Here is a 17,522-nt window from a genome sequence, read left to right on the forward strand (position 1 = left end):
CTCCTCCGTGGATATCCTGCTGTGTACTTCGGACGGAAATATCGACTACAAGGGGAGGAAATCAAGAAAGAGAGCACGTATGAAAGCAGGGTTATTTTTGGAGATACACTACAATGAGGCGAGCAGAATGAAAAGTCCTTTCCCTATTATTTTATCATATTAACAAACATGACAGCAGAGATGCCTATCTTCTTTTTATTACAGCACTTCACGATGCTGTAACAACCAAATATTCCAAAGGAAAAGACGTTCATCAGATTTGCCTGCTTTATGGGCCATGCATTTTTGGGCAAGAATTTCTAAATTACATCCCGGAGGAGCACTATGCTGATCAATATGTAATGCTCCATTGGCGAACCACTGGCCGACAGGCAGAGCAAAACCATGTTTACCGCGTTGCAAGACTTCTTCCGGTATACGCCCAGCCATAGCTCGACGCAAAAGATACTTGGTTTGACCATGTCTATATTTAAAGCGGCGGGGAAGACGCTGAGCAAAATCCACAACATCAAGGTCAAGAAATGGAGCCCGAGCTTCCAAGGAAAACATCATAGAGGCACGGTCCAATTTCGTCAGGATATCGTCAACCAGATACAGACGGGTATAGAATTCTAATGTTTTGTCCATTGGATGTGTCGAAGGACAACGTTCAAACACCTCGATAGCTTCACTATACAGTTCTTCGACATGATACCGCGTGGAAAGCAGATCGGAGACCTCATCCGGAGCAAGCGGACCAAGCCAAACAGGATTGCGAACACGCCAATTGTAGCCCATACCCCGCAAAAATCTGTTCACCTTGAATGCAAAGGTCATATATCCATGAGATACAGGAAGTCGTGCTGCAGCAAGGCGTATAGCCTGGTGTACGCGGGGAGGCATCAAGCGGTCGTACCACATCGCCGGCCCCAAAGCCTTGAATGGAGCATACCCTGCAAACAGTTCATCAGCCCCATCGCCTCCTAACGCCACGGTAACGGATTTACGCGTTTCCCGACAGAGCAACGCGGTTGGCAAGAGCGAAGAATCCCCCATGGGTTCGTCCAGAAAGCCGGCTATCTCGGAGGCCATCTGCAACCCGGCGTGAACTTCCAATCGCTGGGTATGATGCGTCGTACCAAGGAATCGAGCAACATTCTCGGCATATCCGGATTCGTCAAATCGGGGATCAGCAAAGCCCACGGCAAATGTATGGACGGCATCTGCGTGCCCTTTTTCATCCACAGCCAGCGCCGCAATGGTCGATGAATCAATTCCCCCACTAAGAAACACCCCAAGAGGTACATCCGCTTCGAGCCGACACGCAACAGCGCGACGGAGCCGCATGGATAATTCCTCGGCTAATCCATCTTCGCCGTCACGAGCCAAAGACTCATCCGGTTCCAGACAAAATGCATAGTATTGATCAATATGAAGGGACTGGGAGTTGATGTCGTAAACAAGATTGGAGCCGGCCGGCAACTTCTGCACACCCTGGTAAAGCGAACGCGGGGCCGGGATAAATCCATACGCAAAATATTTGGCCAGGCTCAGCATATCCCAGTCTGTCTCTACAGACGGGTGAACCCCCAATGCGGTCAGCTCTGAGGCAAATGCAAACCCTTGTAAGGTGTTGCTATAGTAGAATGGCTTCTTGCCGAAACGATCGCGGCTGGCAAAAAGCCGATGCCGGGCTCGATCATACAAAACAAACGCCCACATGCCATTAAGACGAGTCGGAAGCGATGTTCCCCATCGTGCATAACCATGGAGCAAAACTTCGGTATCGCTGTGGTCGGTCTGAAAAACACAACCCTCCGCTTCCAAAGTAGTACGAAGTTCACGGTGGTTGTAGATTTCTCCGTTAAACACAATAATAAGCGAATCGTCAGCCAGCGCCATGGGCTGATGCCCACCCGCAATATCAAGAATAGCCAAACGTCGATGTCCAAGATGGACACCGGTTTGCGTATCAATGAAAACGCCTTCCCCGTCGGGGCCGCGCCGTGCAAGCGCAGCGTTCATGGCATTGAGTGCATCCCGATCAATCGAACCGACAAACCCACAGATGCCACACATTGATTAGATATCCTTACAATTGCATGTCCGGTCGATAATGTAGGTCGGTTTATTCTGTGATTCGTGGTAGGTTCGCATGAGGATTTCTGCAATAAGCCCCATGAAAATGGACATGAAGCCCATCAGAAAAAACAGCACGACAGCGAGAGGCAACGGCGTTTCAATAAAGCTCTTGTTGTCAAAAAACTTGTAGCCCAACATCATCATAAAAAAGAGAAACGAGACAAAAATATTGACCAATCCAAAGCCACCGAACAAATACATGGGTTTGTGCGCATATTTGTCGAGAAACTTCACAACCATAAGGTCCAAAATAACTTTAATGGTGCGCTCAATACCATATTTTGACTGTCCGTGGATGCGCGGATGGTGACGGACGCCGACTTCGGTCACCTTGGCTCCCTGCCAACAGGCATAGATGGGAATGAAACGATGCATCTCCCCGTAGAGCTTCACGCCTTTGATGATTTCTTTTTTATACGCTTTCAACGAACATCCATAGTCATGCAGATGGACTCCGGAAATTTTTGAGATAAGCCAGTTGGCCACTTTGCTGGGAAAGTTGCGTTTCAGCGGGTTATCCTTACGATCTTTTCTCCAGCCCGAACAGACGTCATACCCTTCTGCAAGTTTGGTTAAGAGTTCCGGGATATCGGCAGGATCGTTTTGCAGGTCGCCGTCCATCGGGATAAGAATGTCTCCCTCGGCCGTGTCGATGCCGGCCATCATGGCAGCAGTCTGTCCAAAATTCCGGCGCAAGTGAACGACCTTCACTCGCGTATCGCGGCATGCGACGGCATCAATACGCCTCTTCGTGTCATCCTCGGAACCGTCATTGATCAGAATAATTTCGTATTCGTGACCGATTTCCCCAAGTACGGATTCAAGTTTCTCGTACAGAGGCTCAATATTGTCTTCCTCGTTATAGAGAGGAATAATAATCGATAGTTTACTATTCATGGGGAAAACTTCGTTTGTTGAAGTGGCAGAAACGAAACGCACTGAACGGACTATGTGGTAAGCACATGCATCGGGAGTCGAAACATCCGCCTCTCCTTACAGTAAAGGACGCAGATCGACAATGCTTCGCCCATCCGGCAATATAATACGTGGCAGACTCCTATCCTGTTCAAAGAAAAACCTTTTGCTTTCCTGCTTCCGTTGCAAGGCCTGGTCCGCATACGGCGCAAACAATCCGGATCGTACAGCACTGTCATCATGGAACCATGTCGGGTCCACTATCATGAAATCAACGCGATATTTCCGGGCGAACCGACCGGCCGCATCACGCGATTCGGCAAAGAGAGCATCAAGAGTTTCTGTGAGACGCGGTGCAATGGTATGCCAGTATCCCAAATTCCATGGGTGAGCCAGCTCAAAAGAGAACAGGACATCACGTTTGCCAAACGTCAACACATTATCCAGAAGCCGTGGCGGTCCGGCAAAAACACTTGTCACCGGGGTATCAAGCACAGCGTGAGTCAAGGCTCTATCTCCTCGGTAATCATACAGACTCTCTCCACTCAAGCGCACCATTCCCGCCACACAACAGACAGCAAGCAAAACGACCTTAACCTGCCGCCGAACCTTCCACTGGCTCATCAAAGCAGAAAATAGAACGGTAAAACCAAGCGCATAGGCTATGTTCACGCTGTATTGTACATATCGATCCGGAACAAAGAGTTTCACCACGACCCATCGTGCAACGCAGTACAACAGCAGCGATGACAGTCCGAGAAAAATCAACGGCCGTGCTTTGTGCCCTACTCGCTTCCAATCAACCCAGCGCCACCCCATAACCAGGAATGGGGCCAAGACTATGAGGCTGATGATCCCGGCAACCAAGCCCACATCGAGAAAGAGACCGATCTTTTCAAACGGTCGATAGATCAGATCGATAAATGGATTCGGCAAGGGAAGGATTTCGAACCGCCCTGCTTGGGTATACAGGGGCAAAATAGAACCATGCGGCCCTGTCATATCGGCTCGGCCGGCCAAAGGGCCAAATCCCATGGTGTCCATGGCATGTTTGAACATCCAAACTGGCAGTGCCATACATCCTAAAATGCCGAGATGCCACCACGTAGAAGGAAAAATCGGACGCCATTTCCGGGATATCAACCCCGCCAGATATCCAAGTCCTGAAGCCAATGCTGCCAATACCCAGATGTATGGGATACAGATTGCCATGACCAACAAAGCTGTGACGACCATCCACAATCGTTCGCGAACAAGACCAAGGGCAAACAGCGCCAAGAGTGGTGCTGCAAATGCCCGTGATAATCCGCCAGAAATATTATTCAGAAAAAACGGCATCAGCCAAACAACAACCGGCGCGACAAACGCTCCAGTACGTCCGGCAAAGACTCGCCCGAGTCCGGATAGAATAACAGCCAGAAGGACAAACAATCCGCCAGCCACGACTTTAGTAAACTGCACGGGATCCATAAACATTGCGCCAAGCCAGTAGAGTGCGCGAACACCATACGGCACATACGCTTTTGCATAGGCAACAAGAATCGAAGGGGGATAAAGCTCTGGCGAGGTATACTGACGCATCCAAAAAATCTGCTGTCGGGTGTCGTCATTGATAACAAACGCACTCAAAATGCCAGAACGGTGTGCGACCAGATACACGCACAGTGTCATCACAGCAACGACAACCCCGTCACGCGTTTCGGAAGAGTTCATCGTGAAGATGCCTCCGACAGATTAAAAGGCTTTAATGAACACAAAGGACTCGTCCCTTCCCGTATTGGATGCGTCATCATACAGAAATCCCATCAACACCATATATCATCACCTTTATTGTACCCGCGACAATGGTTTGAGGAAAAACCGTAACGGTGACAGGAAGAGAGAAATTGAAAGAAGAGCGAGGAGATAACAGGTTCCCCCGATTCTTAAAGGGGGTTCCCGTCATCTCCTCGCTCTTTCCAAAACGCCGGAGCGTTATTAAATTTCGCGTTCGTACAGACGAAACGTTTTATTGCGTTGGCCGCCGTACTGAACAAGTGTTTTGTTCCACGCGGTAAGCGATTCCGGAATAAGCGAACAATCGCACGACTGAATGTGCGGATAATTCTTCAGGAAATTGCTCCATATCTTGAGGATAAGTGCATGATGAAGGCGGCGCCATTGATGGCTGGCCTTAACCCCAAGAATAATTGCCCGCGCTGATGTCAGGGGACGTACCCGGCAATACCAAAAAAGCCGTAATATCTCGATGGGACCAAATCGGCCATTAAATTTTTTGACCATCGGGTTCATGTCCGGAGAAACGACACTAAAGGCAACGAGCTCATCGCCGTCAAGAATGACGTTGAGCAGATCGGTACGCAGCAACTTACGGAGCTGAACAAAGATATCATCGAACTGTCGCTCGGTCAGCGGAATATGGCCCCAATTCTTGCTCCAACAATCATTGAACAAGGCGCGTACTTCTTCCGCACGAAGCCGAAACTCATTCCGCTTGGGGTTGCTGATGGTCAGGTTATTGCGCTCTAAAATTTTATTGAGCATAGCCTCCATCTTGTCTGCATCGTACGTATCTGGTCGCGTAATGAGATAGGCATACCAATCAAACGCCTTTTCAAATCCCCAATCAAGCACAAGGCGCTCATAATACGCCGGATTATGAACGTGAAACATGACGGGCATGGTTTCAAACCCTTCTATCTGGAGACCGACTTCGTCGTAGATAGAAAAGTTCAGCGGACCGTGCAGCTTGGACTTACCTTTTTCGGCAACCCACGCTGCTGCCGTGTCAAAGAGCGCTCGGGATACGGCTGTATCATCTATCGATTCAAAAAAACCAAAAAATCCCGTTCGTGGATCATGGAGTTTATCGTACGCATAATTCACATGCGCACTAATGCGCCCCACGATATTTCCATCCTGTTTGGCGAGAAACAATTTGGCATCACCGATATCGAAAAACGGCCCTTTTTCCTTGGATAAAAACTCCCGCTGCTGTGGAATAAGCGGCGGAACCCAGTTGGAATCATTTTTATAGATCATCCAGGGAAAGCGAATAAACGCCTCAAGCTCCTCCTTGGTTTCAACGGGCGTAACAGTCAGCGCCATGCTCTTATCCTTGTTGTCCTGGGATGATGGTCACTTGTCCTTTAAGGCCTTCTTTCAAACGGAGGTCCGTATTGGGCAAGGTGAGTTCAATCTGATAATATGACGGTTGTTGCAAAGCCGACGGCAACGGCGCCCATGGGATCGTGGTAACCGTAGCACCAAACGTTCTGCCGGGAACAGAATCAAACGTCACGGTAGCTTTATCCCCGACTGTCAATTTCTGTGCTTCGATTTCATGAACTTCTGCACGCAGAACAAGTGGGTCCATCGCACCGATTTCATAGAGCTTGGTCCCACTCGCCAAAACCATGTCGTCTTTGAGGTCTGCGTTCATCCATAAGATGTAGCCATCCATAGGAGACTTGACGAATCCATTCTCAGGTACGTGCGTGTGAGAAACGTTGCTGCCGTATTTTCCCTGCGCAATTTCGAGTCTGTCTTTGGACAAGCTTCGTTCAAGCGCATAGGATTCTTTCAACATGGCTATTTTTTTGCGAAGAGAATCAATCACTCGCTTATTCTGTTCAAGGCTCTGCGGTGAGGTGAGCTGTTTTCTCAACAGCACTTCAAGTTCACGCTGTTTGATAAGGTAATTCTCAATTTGATTTTCCGCTTCTTCAATCTGATATTCAAGATTCTTGGTATTGACCAAAGAAACATTTTGCAATTCAGCCATGCGGGTATCAAGCGGAATTTCAAACGTGACAAGGGTGTCGTCCTTCTTCACTTTGGTTCCGATGTTTCCCTTTATGCTTTTCACATATGCGGTGTAATTGAGATTTACCGTTTGTTTATGGGGGCTATACAGCTTACCTGAAAAAATAATTTCACGAGGCCGGGCAGTTTCGGGCACTGCTTGCGCTACAGGAGCTTGTGCAGCAGGCGCTTGTGCTGCAGGAGCGTCTTGGCCGTAACCAGCACGGGCGGTAGCGGCAAGGCATAAGCTGACGAAAACGAGAATTTTAAGCGTTTTCATTTTAGAGTTTCTCCCTGATGGACTCGTTGACATAACGGGTTCGCAGTTCTCCCGAGAGGAAACGCAAATTCAGCAAGGCTTTCTCCCGCTCGAGCTTTGCGCTCAAGAGATTCGCTTTCGCACCATTCAGCGCGTCTTGCTGACCGTATACTTGATCGAAACTGTATTCCCCAGCGTCATACATATACCTGGATCGTTCCAAGTTCAGCTGGGCCAGTTTAAGTTGCGTTTCATAGTATCCCAAATTGGAATTCGCCGTACCAAGTTGCGTAAAAGAATTCTGCAACGTGCTAATCAACTCATACTCCGTTGATTTGGCCGAAGCATCGAGTTGTTCCAGTTTCTTGTATTGCCTAGCAACGTCGCGTCCTTTGGTCAGCCAATCCATAGGGAGCGTAAACGTCACAAAAGGATACACTTGGTTTTCGGCTCCATCCTCGTACGCGCTACTATCAGAGAGCGTATCGAGTGACCGAATCCCGAAGTCAAAAGTAGGAACGAACTTCACATACGACAAAGCGATATTCTTTTCTTGTAAATCGCGCTTCACTTTGACTTCACGCAAATCGTAGGAATTGCGCATGATCAATTCATCGGTGACTTCAAGGGGATCAAAGTTTTCGAGGACTTGATCCGCGGCGTTGTCGAGATTGAGTTTCAGTTTCTGAACAAAGGGAACGCCGATGATATATTTCAAATGATCAAGGATAACTCGATTTGCTGTCTTCAGCTTTTGTTCTTCGTTTCGCGCCAAATCGAGCTTGGTTTCGGCGATTTGTACATCAAGCTGACTCACATGGCCGAGGCCCTGCCGAGTTTTGTAATATTCGAGGTTGCGCAACGCATCGTTCTGCTTTGCTTTTGTCAGATCAAGCTGCTCTTTAAGCATGGCCAATTGAAGAAAGTCATTTCCAAGCGCCTTCAAGGCTTCTTCAATAACTTTCATGTGTTCGACCATGGCAAGCTTGGTATAGGCTCGACGGGTCTCAACCTCAAAGTAATTCAGTATCGGATTGTACGAAAGCGTGGAAAACGTCAGGCTATACGGCTTTCGATTTTCCTCCTCGTTTTTGTCAACGAGCGCCGGCTGAGAGAAGTAGTAGGTGGTGACAACTTGAAACGTCGGAATAAACTGAAAAAAAGCATCCTGTTCGTCGAGACGTTTCGTTTCAATTTCCAAAGCACTTTTGACGAGAAGTGGTGACTGTGTCAGGGCGACACGGACACACTCATTAAAGTCCGCCGGTTGCTTGATAGTGGAATACCGTACGGTTTTATCTGCCTCGGGATCTCTATCACGAATTTTCCCGTCAGTGACGAGTTCTACTTTACTTGTTTCCTCATCCGGATCGGACTTATTTGCCATGAATCGATTTTTTTTCTTTTCCGACGAGGAGGTCGATTTCACTTTGCTCTGCTTTTCCATATCGGCCTTGACCTCAGCTTCCATATCGGCCTTGGCATCAGCCAGGACTTCGGCATCCGAGTCCAATACGTCATCGGCAAGTTGCTTCGGTGTTTCGGGCTCACTCTTCGAAGTATCGGATTCATTCATGGTCGAGGGATCGACACGAGATGCAGCTTGAGGAGAGTTCGGGTCGATATCTCCCAAGTGCTTCAAAATATTTTTGGCAGAATAGCGATTGGCCGGATCCACGGAAAGATCAGACGCGACTGCCGGAGACAGCATACACACCGCGCCGACAGTGATAAGAGCGGCCATTATGCACCATATCGAAAGCGCAAAACGACCGTGTCGTTTTTCGACTCTTCGTGCTCCATTCGGGAAAACAGAAGGCTGCTGACCATGTTTCTTCATGCAGATGTCTCCGCGTCGTTGGCGTTAGGCATGCCTGTATTCATTAAGAACCCCGTCCGCAAGAACACACTGCCGAGTACAACGTTCGGCAGTAGTAGCATCGTGGGTCACCACAATCATTGCGGTTTGGGAATCCTCTGTGATTTTGTTGAAAAAGTCCATTATCCGTTTGCTATTTTCCCGGTCAAGCTGCCCAGTCGGTTCGTCCGCCAAAATAAAAGCAGGACGATTGACCAGCGCTCGGGCAATGGCCACGCGTTGCTTCTCCCCACCGGACAGACGGTTGGAAGGCTGCCGAATGCGGTGTTCGAGATTGACCATATGCAGCGCTTCTTTAATCCGTGAAGAACGCTCACGCCGACGAACTCCAGCATATATCAACGGCAACTCCAAATTTTCATACACCGTCGAATTGTCGAGCAAGTCACAGCTTTGAAAAACATATCCAATAGTTTCACGGCGAAAGATAGCCTGTTCGGATCGAGTCAAGGATAAAACATCGTGTCCGGCAACCGTGTAGCCTCCACTCGTCGGCTCTTGAAAAATGCCAAGAATAAACAACAAGGTCGATTTTCCCGAACCTGATGGCCCCATGATTGCGACAATCTCACCGGCACAGACATCGAGGTTGATATCACGAAGCACGCTGATGCGATCATCACCAGTTTGATATTCTTTGGTGACATGGCTGACCTGAATAACAGGTGCTCCTTGTGTCGCCGCAGTCGAACCAAGGACCATATTGGCATTATACGGATGAAACTCACTACTCATAACGCATAGCCTCCACGACCTGCATACGGCTGGCGCGGATGGACGGATACAGTCCTGAACCGATGCCGAGCAAAGCGGCAAATCCGAGCCCGAAGGCAAGACACAGCCAGAACAAACCCTCTGGAGGATGAGCCCCCAAGAGTCGACTCATATATTCCACACCGGCCCGTCCCAGAATAATACCAAAAACGGAAGCACCGACAGTCACAAAGAGAGCTTCAAATAAAAATTGAAGCAAGATATCGTTATCTTCTGCACCCATGGCTTTTTTCAAGCCGATCTCGCGCGTCCGGCTTGTGACCGCAGCCATCATAATGTTCCAAATACCAAAACCAGACAGAACCAGCGTTGCCCCAATGGATGCGTAAATAAACAACGACACCCACCAAAAAACACGCTGAACCTGTTTCAAAGGCTCCCAGGCAACGATAACCTGCAATCCTCGATCGGCTTGGTAAGTTTTAATGACATTGGGAAGAGCTTTGGCAATGGGCTCGACATCATCCCACGTTTCACACCGAATATACGCACTATACGGGGTGGATATTTGCTGGATACGAGCCTGTGCCGTTGGAAGTGGCAAAAATGCAAAGAGACTCTTATCCAGAGCGCGAACCCCACCTAACACACCAATAACTTCATACAAATTATTATCAATATTAATCAGTTGCCCTATGGCTTGCTCATTTCCACCAAATATTCGCCGAGCAATATCCTGCCCGAGAACGACAACGCGACGCCCCTCGCGAACTTCTTCGGCCGTGAACAACCGTCCCACTTCTGCCGTAAAACTAAAGACATGCCAATAATCGGCTTCAACACCAAGAATATTGAAGCCAAAAACCTGGTCATGCCACGTTGTCACCGCTTGAGGCTTAAAGACGACCCGAGTGGTATCCATAACCCCAGGGATACGAGAAATGGCCTCCATCGTATATTGCTGGAACCATTCCTGTGGTTGGTGGTTAATTCGTTCAAAACGGGCGTTCATGATGGTTGCGCCACCGAGCAAATCGAGATCGTTGTTAAAATTCGATTTGAGGTCGCGCCCCATGGTGATAATGATGATCATACCGGCGGTACCAAGGGCAATGGCCGCCATAACACCGACATAACGGCGTCTTTTTCGCATAACGGCTCTAAAACTGACCAGAAGGAGGTCAGTTAGCCGCAACAACTTTGATCCGTCGCTATATCGGGAGCGATACGAAGCGCCGCTCGGGCGCCGCTGATTTCGAGACATGGAATCCGTCTTGTTTTACATGTTGCCGAAAAAAGCACCGGCGGGACGCAGTCGGATGTTGTGATAGTAAATTGACGAGTCAATGACAAGCCTGGAGAGCACCAGGCTGTCACAAACACCACGGTGCCCGAAGGCACCTGGTTTCATGAGTCGTCAACCAGCGCATTCTGGTTACACAACGGCTCCAAAGCGCAAAACGGAAACGTCACAGGTAGGATTGACGTCCTTTTCCATTCTCGGAATCCGACTTGGCGGCCTCGGCTTCATAGACTCCATCACCGATGCGTACACGGAATTTGCGTGATAATTTATCAAGAACATCCAGGACATAGTCAAGCTGACGATCAGTATGCGTACTCATGTACGCTGTACGAATGAGTGCCTCACCACGGGGAACAGCTGGATAGATGGCTGGCAAGGCGAAAATTCCTTCATCAAAAAGTGCCTGTGAGAAAGCAAAAGCCACATCGTCAGGTCCGATGGTAATGGGAATAATGGGAGAATTGGATTCCGTAATCCGCAACCCAATATCTTTATATCCACGACGCATTTTGTCCGTAACAGCGTGAAGACGAGCAACTCGATCAGGCTCAACTTCGAGAACGTCAAGACACGCCAACACAGCCGCTGTATTGCCCGCGGGCAGTGCTGCCGAAAAAATCTGCGTCCTGGATTGATGTCGAATATATTCAAGAACTTCTATATCATCCGAGGCAATAAAACCTCCAATGGATGCCATCGCTTTACTGAAGGTTCCCATGATAAAGTCCACTTTGTCGACGACGCCAAAGTGGACAGCCGTCCCTTGGCCGCGGTCGCCAAGCACTCCTAAACCATGAGCATCATCAAGATAAAAAATAAGATCAGGTTGTTGTTCTTTGATCTTGACGAGTTCCGCGAGATTGCAAATGTCACCGGACATGCTGAACACGCCTTCGGTGATGAGAAAAATATCGCCATCGGTCTTTTTGCCGTGATTCTCTACGCGCTTCGACGCATGTGTCGCATCATTATGCGAGAACGACACCATTTTGGCTTTGGAGGCAAGAACGCCTTCGATAATGCTGGCGTGAGACTCTTTGTCGTAGACAACGAGATCATCACCACCGATAAGGCATTTGAGCGCGCCAAGATTGGCACTGAAACCGGTCACATGGACCACGGCTTTTTTCTTGCCGACGAATGCTGCCAAACGTTCTTCAAGCGCTTGGTGCAATTCCATATTTCCGCTCAGAAAACGTGATCCGCCCGGTCCTGTTCCCCATCGGTATACAGCCTGGGCGGAAGCATCCTTGACGCGAGGGTCGTGAGAGAGTCCAAGATAATCATTGGAACCAATCATGACCAAACGTTTTCCGGCCACTTCCACTTCCGTTCCCCAAGACTTTCCAACAGGCCGGAAATACGGAAACATTCCTTGCGCCTTAATTCCATCAGCAATGGTGGCGATTGCGCGACAACGATCCCTAAGCTTCATGTTCGATGCTATTCCTTATCTCTCGTGTGAATCAACGCGGAGCACACTCGCTAAGTAGCCCCAGCGTAGACGGTATCTCCTCACTTTCAATCAAACCAGACTGAATGTGTCTGGAGGGAAAGCAAAAAGGAATTGATCCCACTACCCCACTTTCCCCGGCAATGCAACAGCAGAACATACCCCCTCTGGCAACCAGGAGTCGTACCGCACAACGTGATCATTGTTCTCTGTTATCACCAATACATGTCGTTCTCGTTGTTCGTCCCACGTATCAGTTGGGGGGGCCCAAATCGACAGCGTCTCGCAACTGAGCGGACGCTTGAGCTGGAGAGCTTGCCGAACATATCGCCGATACAACAGCAACGCCTACCGCTCCGGCCCGAATAACTTCCGCAGCATTCGCGACCGTTATGCCTCCAATGCCGACCAACGGGAGATCGACACGTGTACGCATGTCAGCGAGCCCTTCGGGGCCAAGCGGTGTTTTCGCATCGGCTTTGGTCACGGTGGGGAACACAGGTCCTACTCCAAGGTAGTCCACTCCTAAACCAGTAGCTTCTATTGCCTGTTCAATGGTGTTCACGGACAACCCGACAATTTTTGAGGGCCCGATCCATTCACGCACAACAGAGACAGGCATATCATCTTGGCCGACATGAACACCGTCGGCATCGACGGCCAAGGCCACATCAAGACGATCGTTGATGACAAAAAGTGCACCGGCTTTGCTACAGACACTTTTGATTGCTCGGGCCAGCTCGACAAACGTGCGAGTGTCGCAGGACTTCTCCCGCAATTGAACGACACCAGCTCCGCCAGCAACAGCTTGTCGCACAACATCCAAAACATCTCGTCCCAAACAACACGGTCGATCCGTGACAAGATATACACTATAATCGGGCGTCGGCTTCATCGTCGTTCTCTTTACGATATAAAAACACTATACAACATCGCTTTAGGCAATATGCAGATATGTTTCAATATCCTTTTTTGTTAATACATACAGGCTATCCAAGAACCGCACCTGAAACGAAGCCGGGCCGGCGACATTCTGTCCTGCCATCATGCCTGCCACACTCATCACAGCCATGGCATGAAATGTTGCTGCAAAGGGATCAGGATTGACAGCCAAAAATGCTCCCACAATGGCAGTAGCCGTGCACCCCATGCCTGTCACCCGCGGCATAAGCTCATGCCCCCCGAAAATGCGGCGCAGAACATTCTTGCCAACAACGATATCTTCGGCACCACTCACGCAAACCACACAATCCAACACGCTGGATAAACTCCGTCCCGCTTCTGCAGCCTCACCTCCATCATAGAGACTATCCACTCCGCGTGAGGCTGCCGTTTGTCCGGCCAGACTCATAATTTCCGATGCATTCCCACGAATAACCGTCATCGTCACCTTCTCCATGAGGTGACGAGCTGTTGCAGAACGATAATTCGTCGCTCCAACAGCAACAGGATCAAAAACGATGGGAACATGAGCGGTATTGGCGGCCATCCCCGCGGCGTTCATGCTTTCGACATATGATGATTCAGGCGTTCCCATATTGAGCACCACGGCTTGTGCCAAACCGGCCAACTCGGCGGCATCTTCAGCAGCATGACTCATGGCAGGGGACGCCCCGATAGCCAACAGGGCATTGGCCGTTAAATTCGTCACAACGTTGTTGGTGACACTCAAAACGAGGGGGCACCGCTCACGGATGCTGACCACATCCTTCCAAATCAATTCATAATGGCTCATGAGGGACTCGCTTGTTCTCAAGTGGAAAGAAAAAAAGAACATACTGCCAAGCGTCATTCGGGTAAAGTAAAAAGGGACAGGCAACTTTTCTTGACGCACATGCCAATGTGGTGCACACTCCGCTTGTTGCCCCGCTCACTTTTGCGAAGAGAATTCACATGCCTAGAATTGCTCGTCTTCTTGTCGATAATGAACCGTGCGTTTATCATGTCATGTCTCGCACGGCTCTTGATGGCTTTCCTTTAAAGGCTGCAGAAAAAGACCATCTCCTCCACATTCTTCAGCACTTCTCTCAGCTTTATTTTGTCGAAATCCTTGGTTTTTGCATCATGGGAAATCATTTTCATCTCCTCACACGCGTTCATCCTGGCAGCACCATCAGTGATACAGAAATTTGTCGTCGCTACATGTCTCTCTATGGTCAAGATGCCGTTATTTCTCCAGCCACCATTGAGCGTTGTCGACACAAGTGGGGAAGCCTCTCGGAATTGATGCGCGAGGTAAAACAATCCTTTTCCCGTTGGTACAACGCTCGCCACAAACGACGGGGTTATTTTTGGGGAGATCGCTTCAAAAGCGTTATCGTTCAAAACGGCGCAGCCTTAGTGCATTGTCTCGCCTACATTGATCTCAACCCCATACGAGCCGGAATCGTCAAAAGACCAGAGGATTATCGATGGAGTTCCATCGGATATCACCTTCAAACTCACCGTGCCGAAAAGTTTCTCAGTCTCAACTTCGGCATGGACGACTGGGATATCGACTCCGTTAATGAACGCCTCCACCAGTATCGTCGCTTCCTCTATGAAACAGGAGCAATGGGATCGATCAAAGGGGCTTCCATCCCCGAAAGCATCCATCAACAAGCAAAACGTGATGGGTACGAATACACTCGAACCGATAGATTCCTTTATCGCACCCGATGGTTCACCGACAGTGGCATCATCGGAAGCAAGGAATTCATCCTTGCCCTCATAGCCAAACACCCTTCTCCAAGGGAGGCCAAACGTTCTCCACGACATATTGCCGAACTTGATTTCTACTCCATGAAGCAACTCGCTGAAGAGTTGTAATCACACACAGTATTATTTTTAATAAGATATTCCCCTTTCCTCACGGTGCCCACGCACAAGAATATTCGAACGTCATTCAGTCGTTTCTCTCTGTTTCAATATTAGCACGCCCACATACTGCGACCACTTTTGTCCCCCTGTTGTTGACCGTACCAGTCTTGTCTGTTCTGTTTTTACATAATTTGCCTGTCCCTTATTTCTATTTGCCATTCTGTTGCCACGACTTATATTGCGGGCATGAACGATACCGATATGCGCGCTCTTGCCCAGGCTCGCGCCACCCTTGAACAGCCGGGCTTTGCCGCTAAGCTGATTGAGTATGCCGGAACACCGGTCGCGTTTGGTTCCGGTTTTGTCCCCGACAAAATCAAAACTCAGGCAATGGCATTAGCCAAAACGTCGTTAATTAAAGCCGTTAATGTCGCTGTTTCCACGATGTCAGGGAAGGCTACGACAAAAACGAGTAATTTTACGCACAAATTTGCTGCAGCTGCCTCTGGTGCTGTTGCCGGATTTGCAGGGTTCTCCGCATTGGCTGCAGAACTTCCGTTCACCACTGGCGTCATTCTTCGTTCTATTGCTGATATTGCGCGGAGTCAGGGCGAAGATTTATCGCAAGCCGAAACCCGACTCGCCTGTCTTGAAGTGTTTGCCCTCGGTAGCGGGAATACTGATGATCCGACCCGCGATCTCAGTTATTGGGCTGTTCGTGCATCGCTTGCCAAAAGCATGCAGAACGCTCTTGGTATTATGGCCAATTCGAGTGTCATTGACCAAACAGCACCGGCCGTTCTCGCCTTCATCTCCAAAATTGCGGCCCGATTCGGCATAGTTGTCGGTGAGAAAGCTGCGGCACAAATGGTCCCCATACTTGGAGCAATAGGCGGCGCTACCGTAAATACCCTGTTTATGGATCACTTTCAGAACTTGGCACGTGCCCATTTTACGATCCGTCGCCTCGAACGTATCTATGGAACCGAAGTCGTCAAGACGGCATACACGGCACAAAACCCAACTGCCTAACATCGACAAGGACGTCTTGCCTCCGACCCCTGTTTACAAAATGCGCGACCAGCTTTACACACCAAAACCATGAACGAATCTCTTCGCTATCGCATTGCTGCACTTTGCGCACTCTTCGGGGCTATGTTTTGTCTTCTCGCGGCCATGGGCGCGACGGAGGCACTGTGTGTGACGCAAGGCTGCGCATTTTATAAAGGAACGACTCTTTTTGGCATCGACCTCTACCATCTCGGTGCAGTTGGCTTCGGCTTCATCGCATTAAGTAGCCTCGCTGCAGTCCGTTCTTCCAAAGCACGCCCTTTCCTGACGACGTTGCTCGTTGGAGCCCTGGTTTTCGATGCCGTTTTATTGCTCATCCAGGCAGGCACCGCATCCTGTGTCAATTGCTTGATTGTTGCCTTTTTCCTCGGATTGACCGCACTGTGCACTTTTCCCCTTCATTCACGACGAGGACTTCTTCTTGCGTTGTGGACGTTCTGCTTTACCGCCGCATTGGCTGGCGCTGCACGGGAATCCATAACTCCGCAGGCGCTTTATGGCCCAGAAGAAGCCAACATCAAAATTTTCTTCTCGCCGACATGTCCAAGTTGCAAAGCTCTCGTGGAAAAATTCCTTACCCGTGACGACCTCAATCCAGACGTCGCGTTCTATCCTGTCGCCAAAAATAACAAAGATCTCATTGGAATTGCACTTTTTCGTCAAAGTTTAATCCAAGGGAAATCCCTTTCAGAAGCGCTTGCCCTCGCCTGGACCACCGACTCCTCAAAACTCGAACATCTCGGCTTCACCGATCGTTTACAACTACATACCATCTCCATGCGCAATAAACTCGCTCTCCTCCATGCGGGATATCATTCCGTGCCGCTCGTTATCACCAACAGTCAAAAAATTATTGATTGTCCAACACAATACGCGCCAACAGCACCGCACTCTTCAACCTCATCGTCTCCATTGGACCCCCTGTTCTCAAAGCCCTCCACCACATGTGGCTTCTTTGGTGGAGAGGATTGTGAAAGTGTGACACCGTAAGACACAATGCTGGACAGGGAACAAGGGACTTTACTCAAACGTTTGCTACCCGTCTTTTTTGCTAAATTAGAAGTCTATGAAATTCTAAGGACTCACAGCCATTTGAGAGGAGCCCATAAACAATTTTTCTGAATTGAGGAAAATAATTTTGTAAAGCATGCCGGTTATCACAAAACGGGCGGGGAAGCTTGATCCTGTTGGCCAGTTTGAT

The 17,522-nt window shown here is 49.3% G+C and carries 14 protein-coding genes; 3 read left to right on the forward strand and 11 right to left on the reverse strand.

Going from position 1 to position 17,522, the window contains the following annotated elements; translation table 11 throughout:
• Positions 1 to 198: 198 nt before the first annotated feature.
• The 11 genes from asnB to thiM all read right to left on the reverse strand — a co-directional run bounded on the left by asnB (position 199) and on the right by thiM (position 14,186).
• Complete coding sequence (asnB, locus tag G451_RS0117455; protein WP_027185271.1) at positions 199 to 2,058, reverse strand: asparagine synthase (glutamine-hydrolyzing); 1,860 nt, start codon at positions 2,056 to 2,058, stop codon at positions 199 to 201.
• A gap of 3 nt (positions 2,059 to 2,061) precedes the next feature.
• Complete coding sequence (locus tag G451_RS0117460; protein ID WP_027185272.1) at positions 2,062 to 3,018, reverse strand: glycosyltransferase family 2 protein; 957 nt, start codon at positions 3,016 to 3,018, stop codon at positions 2,062 to 2,064.
• Between the two features lie 96 nt (positions 3,019 to 3,114).
• The gene (locus G451_RS30090; RefSeq protein ID WP_051261625.1) at positions 3,115 to 4,749 is read right to left on the reverse strand and encodes a hypothetical protein; all 1,635 of its coding nucleotides are present in this window, start codon (positions 4,747 to 4,749) and stop codon (positions 3,115 to 3,117) included.
• A gap of 264 nt (positions 4,750 to 5,013) precedes the next feature.
• Positions 5,014 to 6,144, reverse strand: a complete 1,131-nt coding sequence (locus tag G451_RS0117470; protein WP_034642638.1) for a hypothetical protein — start codon at positions 6,142 to 6,144, stop codon at positions 5,014 to 5,016.
• Between the two features lie 4 nt (positions 6,145 to 6,148).
• Positions 6,149 to 7,120, reverse strand: a complete 972-nt coding sequence (locus tag G451_RS0117475; RefSeq protein WP_027185274.1) for an efflux RND transporter periplasmic adaptor subunit — start codon at positions 7,118 to 7,120, stop codon at positions 6,149 to 6,151.
• A 1-nt stretch (position 7,121) separates the two neighbouring features.
• A complete protein-coding gene (locus G451_RS30095; protein WP_051261626.1) occupies positions 7,122 to 8,939 on the reverse strand; it encodes a TolC family protein in 1,818 nt (605 codons plus the stop codon).
• Positions 8,940 to 8,963: 24 nt separating this feature from the next.
• Positions 8,964 to 9,713 carry an ABC transporter ATP-binding protein gene (locus G451_RS0117485; protein WP_245587835.1) on the reverse strand — a complete coding sequence of 250 codons (750 nt, stop codon included), beginning with the start codon at positions 9,711 to 9,713 and terminating at the stop codon, positions 8,964 to 8,966.
• Positions 9,706 to 10,845, reverse strand: coding sequence for an ABC transporter permease (locus G451_RS0117490; RefSeq protein ID WP_245587836.1), 1,140 nt, complete (start codon positions 10,843 to 10,845; stop codon positions 9,706 to 9,708). The genes G451_RS0117485 and G451_RS0117490 overlap by 8 nt, the downstream gene beginning before the upstream one ends.
• A gap of 316 nt (positions 10,846 to 11,161) precedes the next feature.
• Positions 11,162 to 12,433, reverse strand: coding sequence for an aminotransferase class I/II-fold pyridoxal phosphate-dependent enzyme (locus G451_RS0117495; RefSeq protein WP_027185277.1), 1,272 nt, complete (start codon positions 12,431 to 12,433; stop codon positions 11,162 to 11,164).
• Positions 12,434 to 12,704: 271 nt separating this feature from the next.
• The gene (thiE, locus tag G451_RS0117500) at positions 12,705 to 13,346 is read right to left on the reverse strand and encodes a thiamine phosphate synthase (protein WP_027185278.1); all 642 of its coding nucleotides are present in this window, start codon (positions 13,344 to 13,346) and stop codon (positions 12,705 to 12,707) included.
• 42 nt (positions 13,347 to 13,388) lie between these two features.
• Positions 13,389 to 14,186, reverse strand: coding sequence for a hydroxyethylthiazole kinase (thiM, locus tag G451_RS0117505; RefSeq protein WP_027185279.1), 798 nt, complete (start codon positions 14,184 to 14,186; stop codon positions 13,389 to 13,391).
• 158 nt (positions 14,187 to 14,344) lie between these two features.
• Between thiM and G451_RS33035 the strand changes: the two genes are divergently transcribed.
• From G451_RS33035 to G451_RS30105, 3 genes are all read left to right on the forward strand, one after another.
• A complete protein-coding gene (locus G451_RS33035; protein WP_051261627.1) occupies positions 14,345 to 15,259 on the forward strand; it encodes a transposase in 915 nt (304 codons plus the stop codon).
• A gap of 237 nt (positions 15,260 to 15,496) precedes the next feature.
• Positions 15,497 to 16,282 carry an EcsC family protein gene (locus G451_RS0117515; protein ID WP_027185280.1) on the forward strand — a complete coding sequence of 262 codons (786 nt, stop codon included), beginning with the start codon at positions 15,497 to 15,499 and terminating at the stop codon, positions 16,280 to 16,282.
• A 69-nt stretch (positions 16,283 to 16,351) separates the two neighbouring features.
• Positions 16,352 to 17,311 carry a vitamin K epoxide reductase family protein gene (locus tag G451_RS30105; protein ID WP_051261629.1) on the forward strand — a complete coding sequence of 320 codons (960 nt, stop codon included), beginning with the start codon at positions 16,352 to 16,354 and terminating at the stop codon, positions 17,309 to 17,311.
• Positions 17,312 to 17,522 lie beyond the last annotated feature (211 nt).

Source organism: Desulfovibrio inopinatus DSM 10711 (assembly GCF_000429305.1).
Taxonomy (GTDB): Bacteria; Desulfobacterota; Desulfovibrionia; order Desulfovibrionales; family Desulfovibrionaceae; genus Alteridesulfovibrio; species Alteridesulfovibrio inopinatus.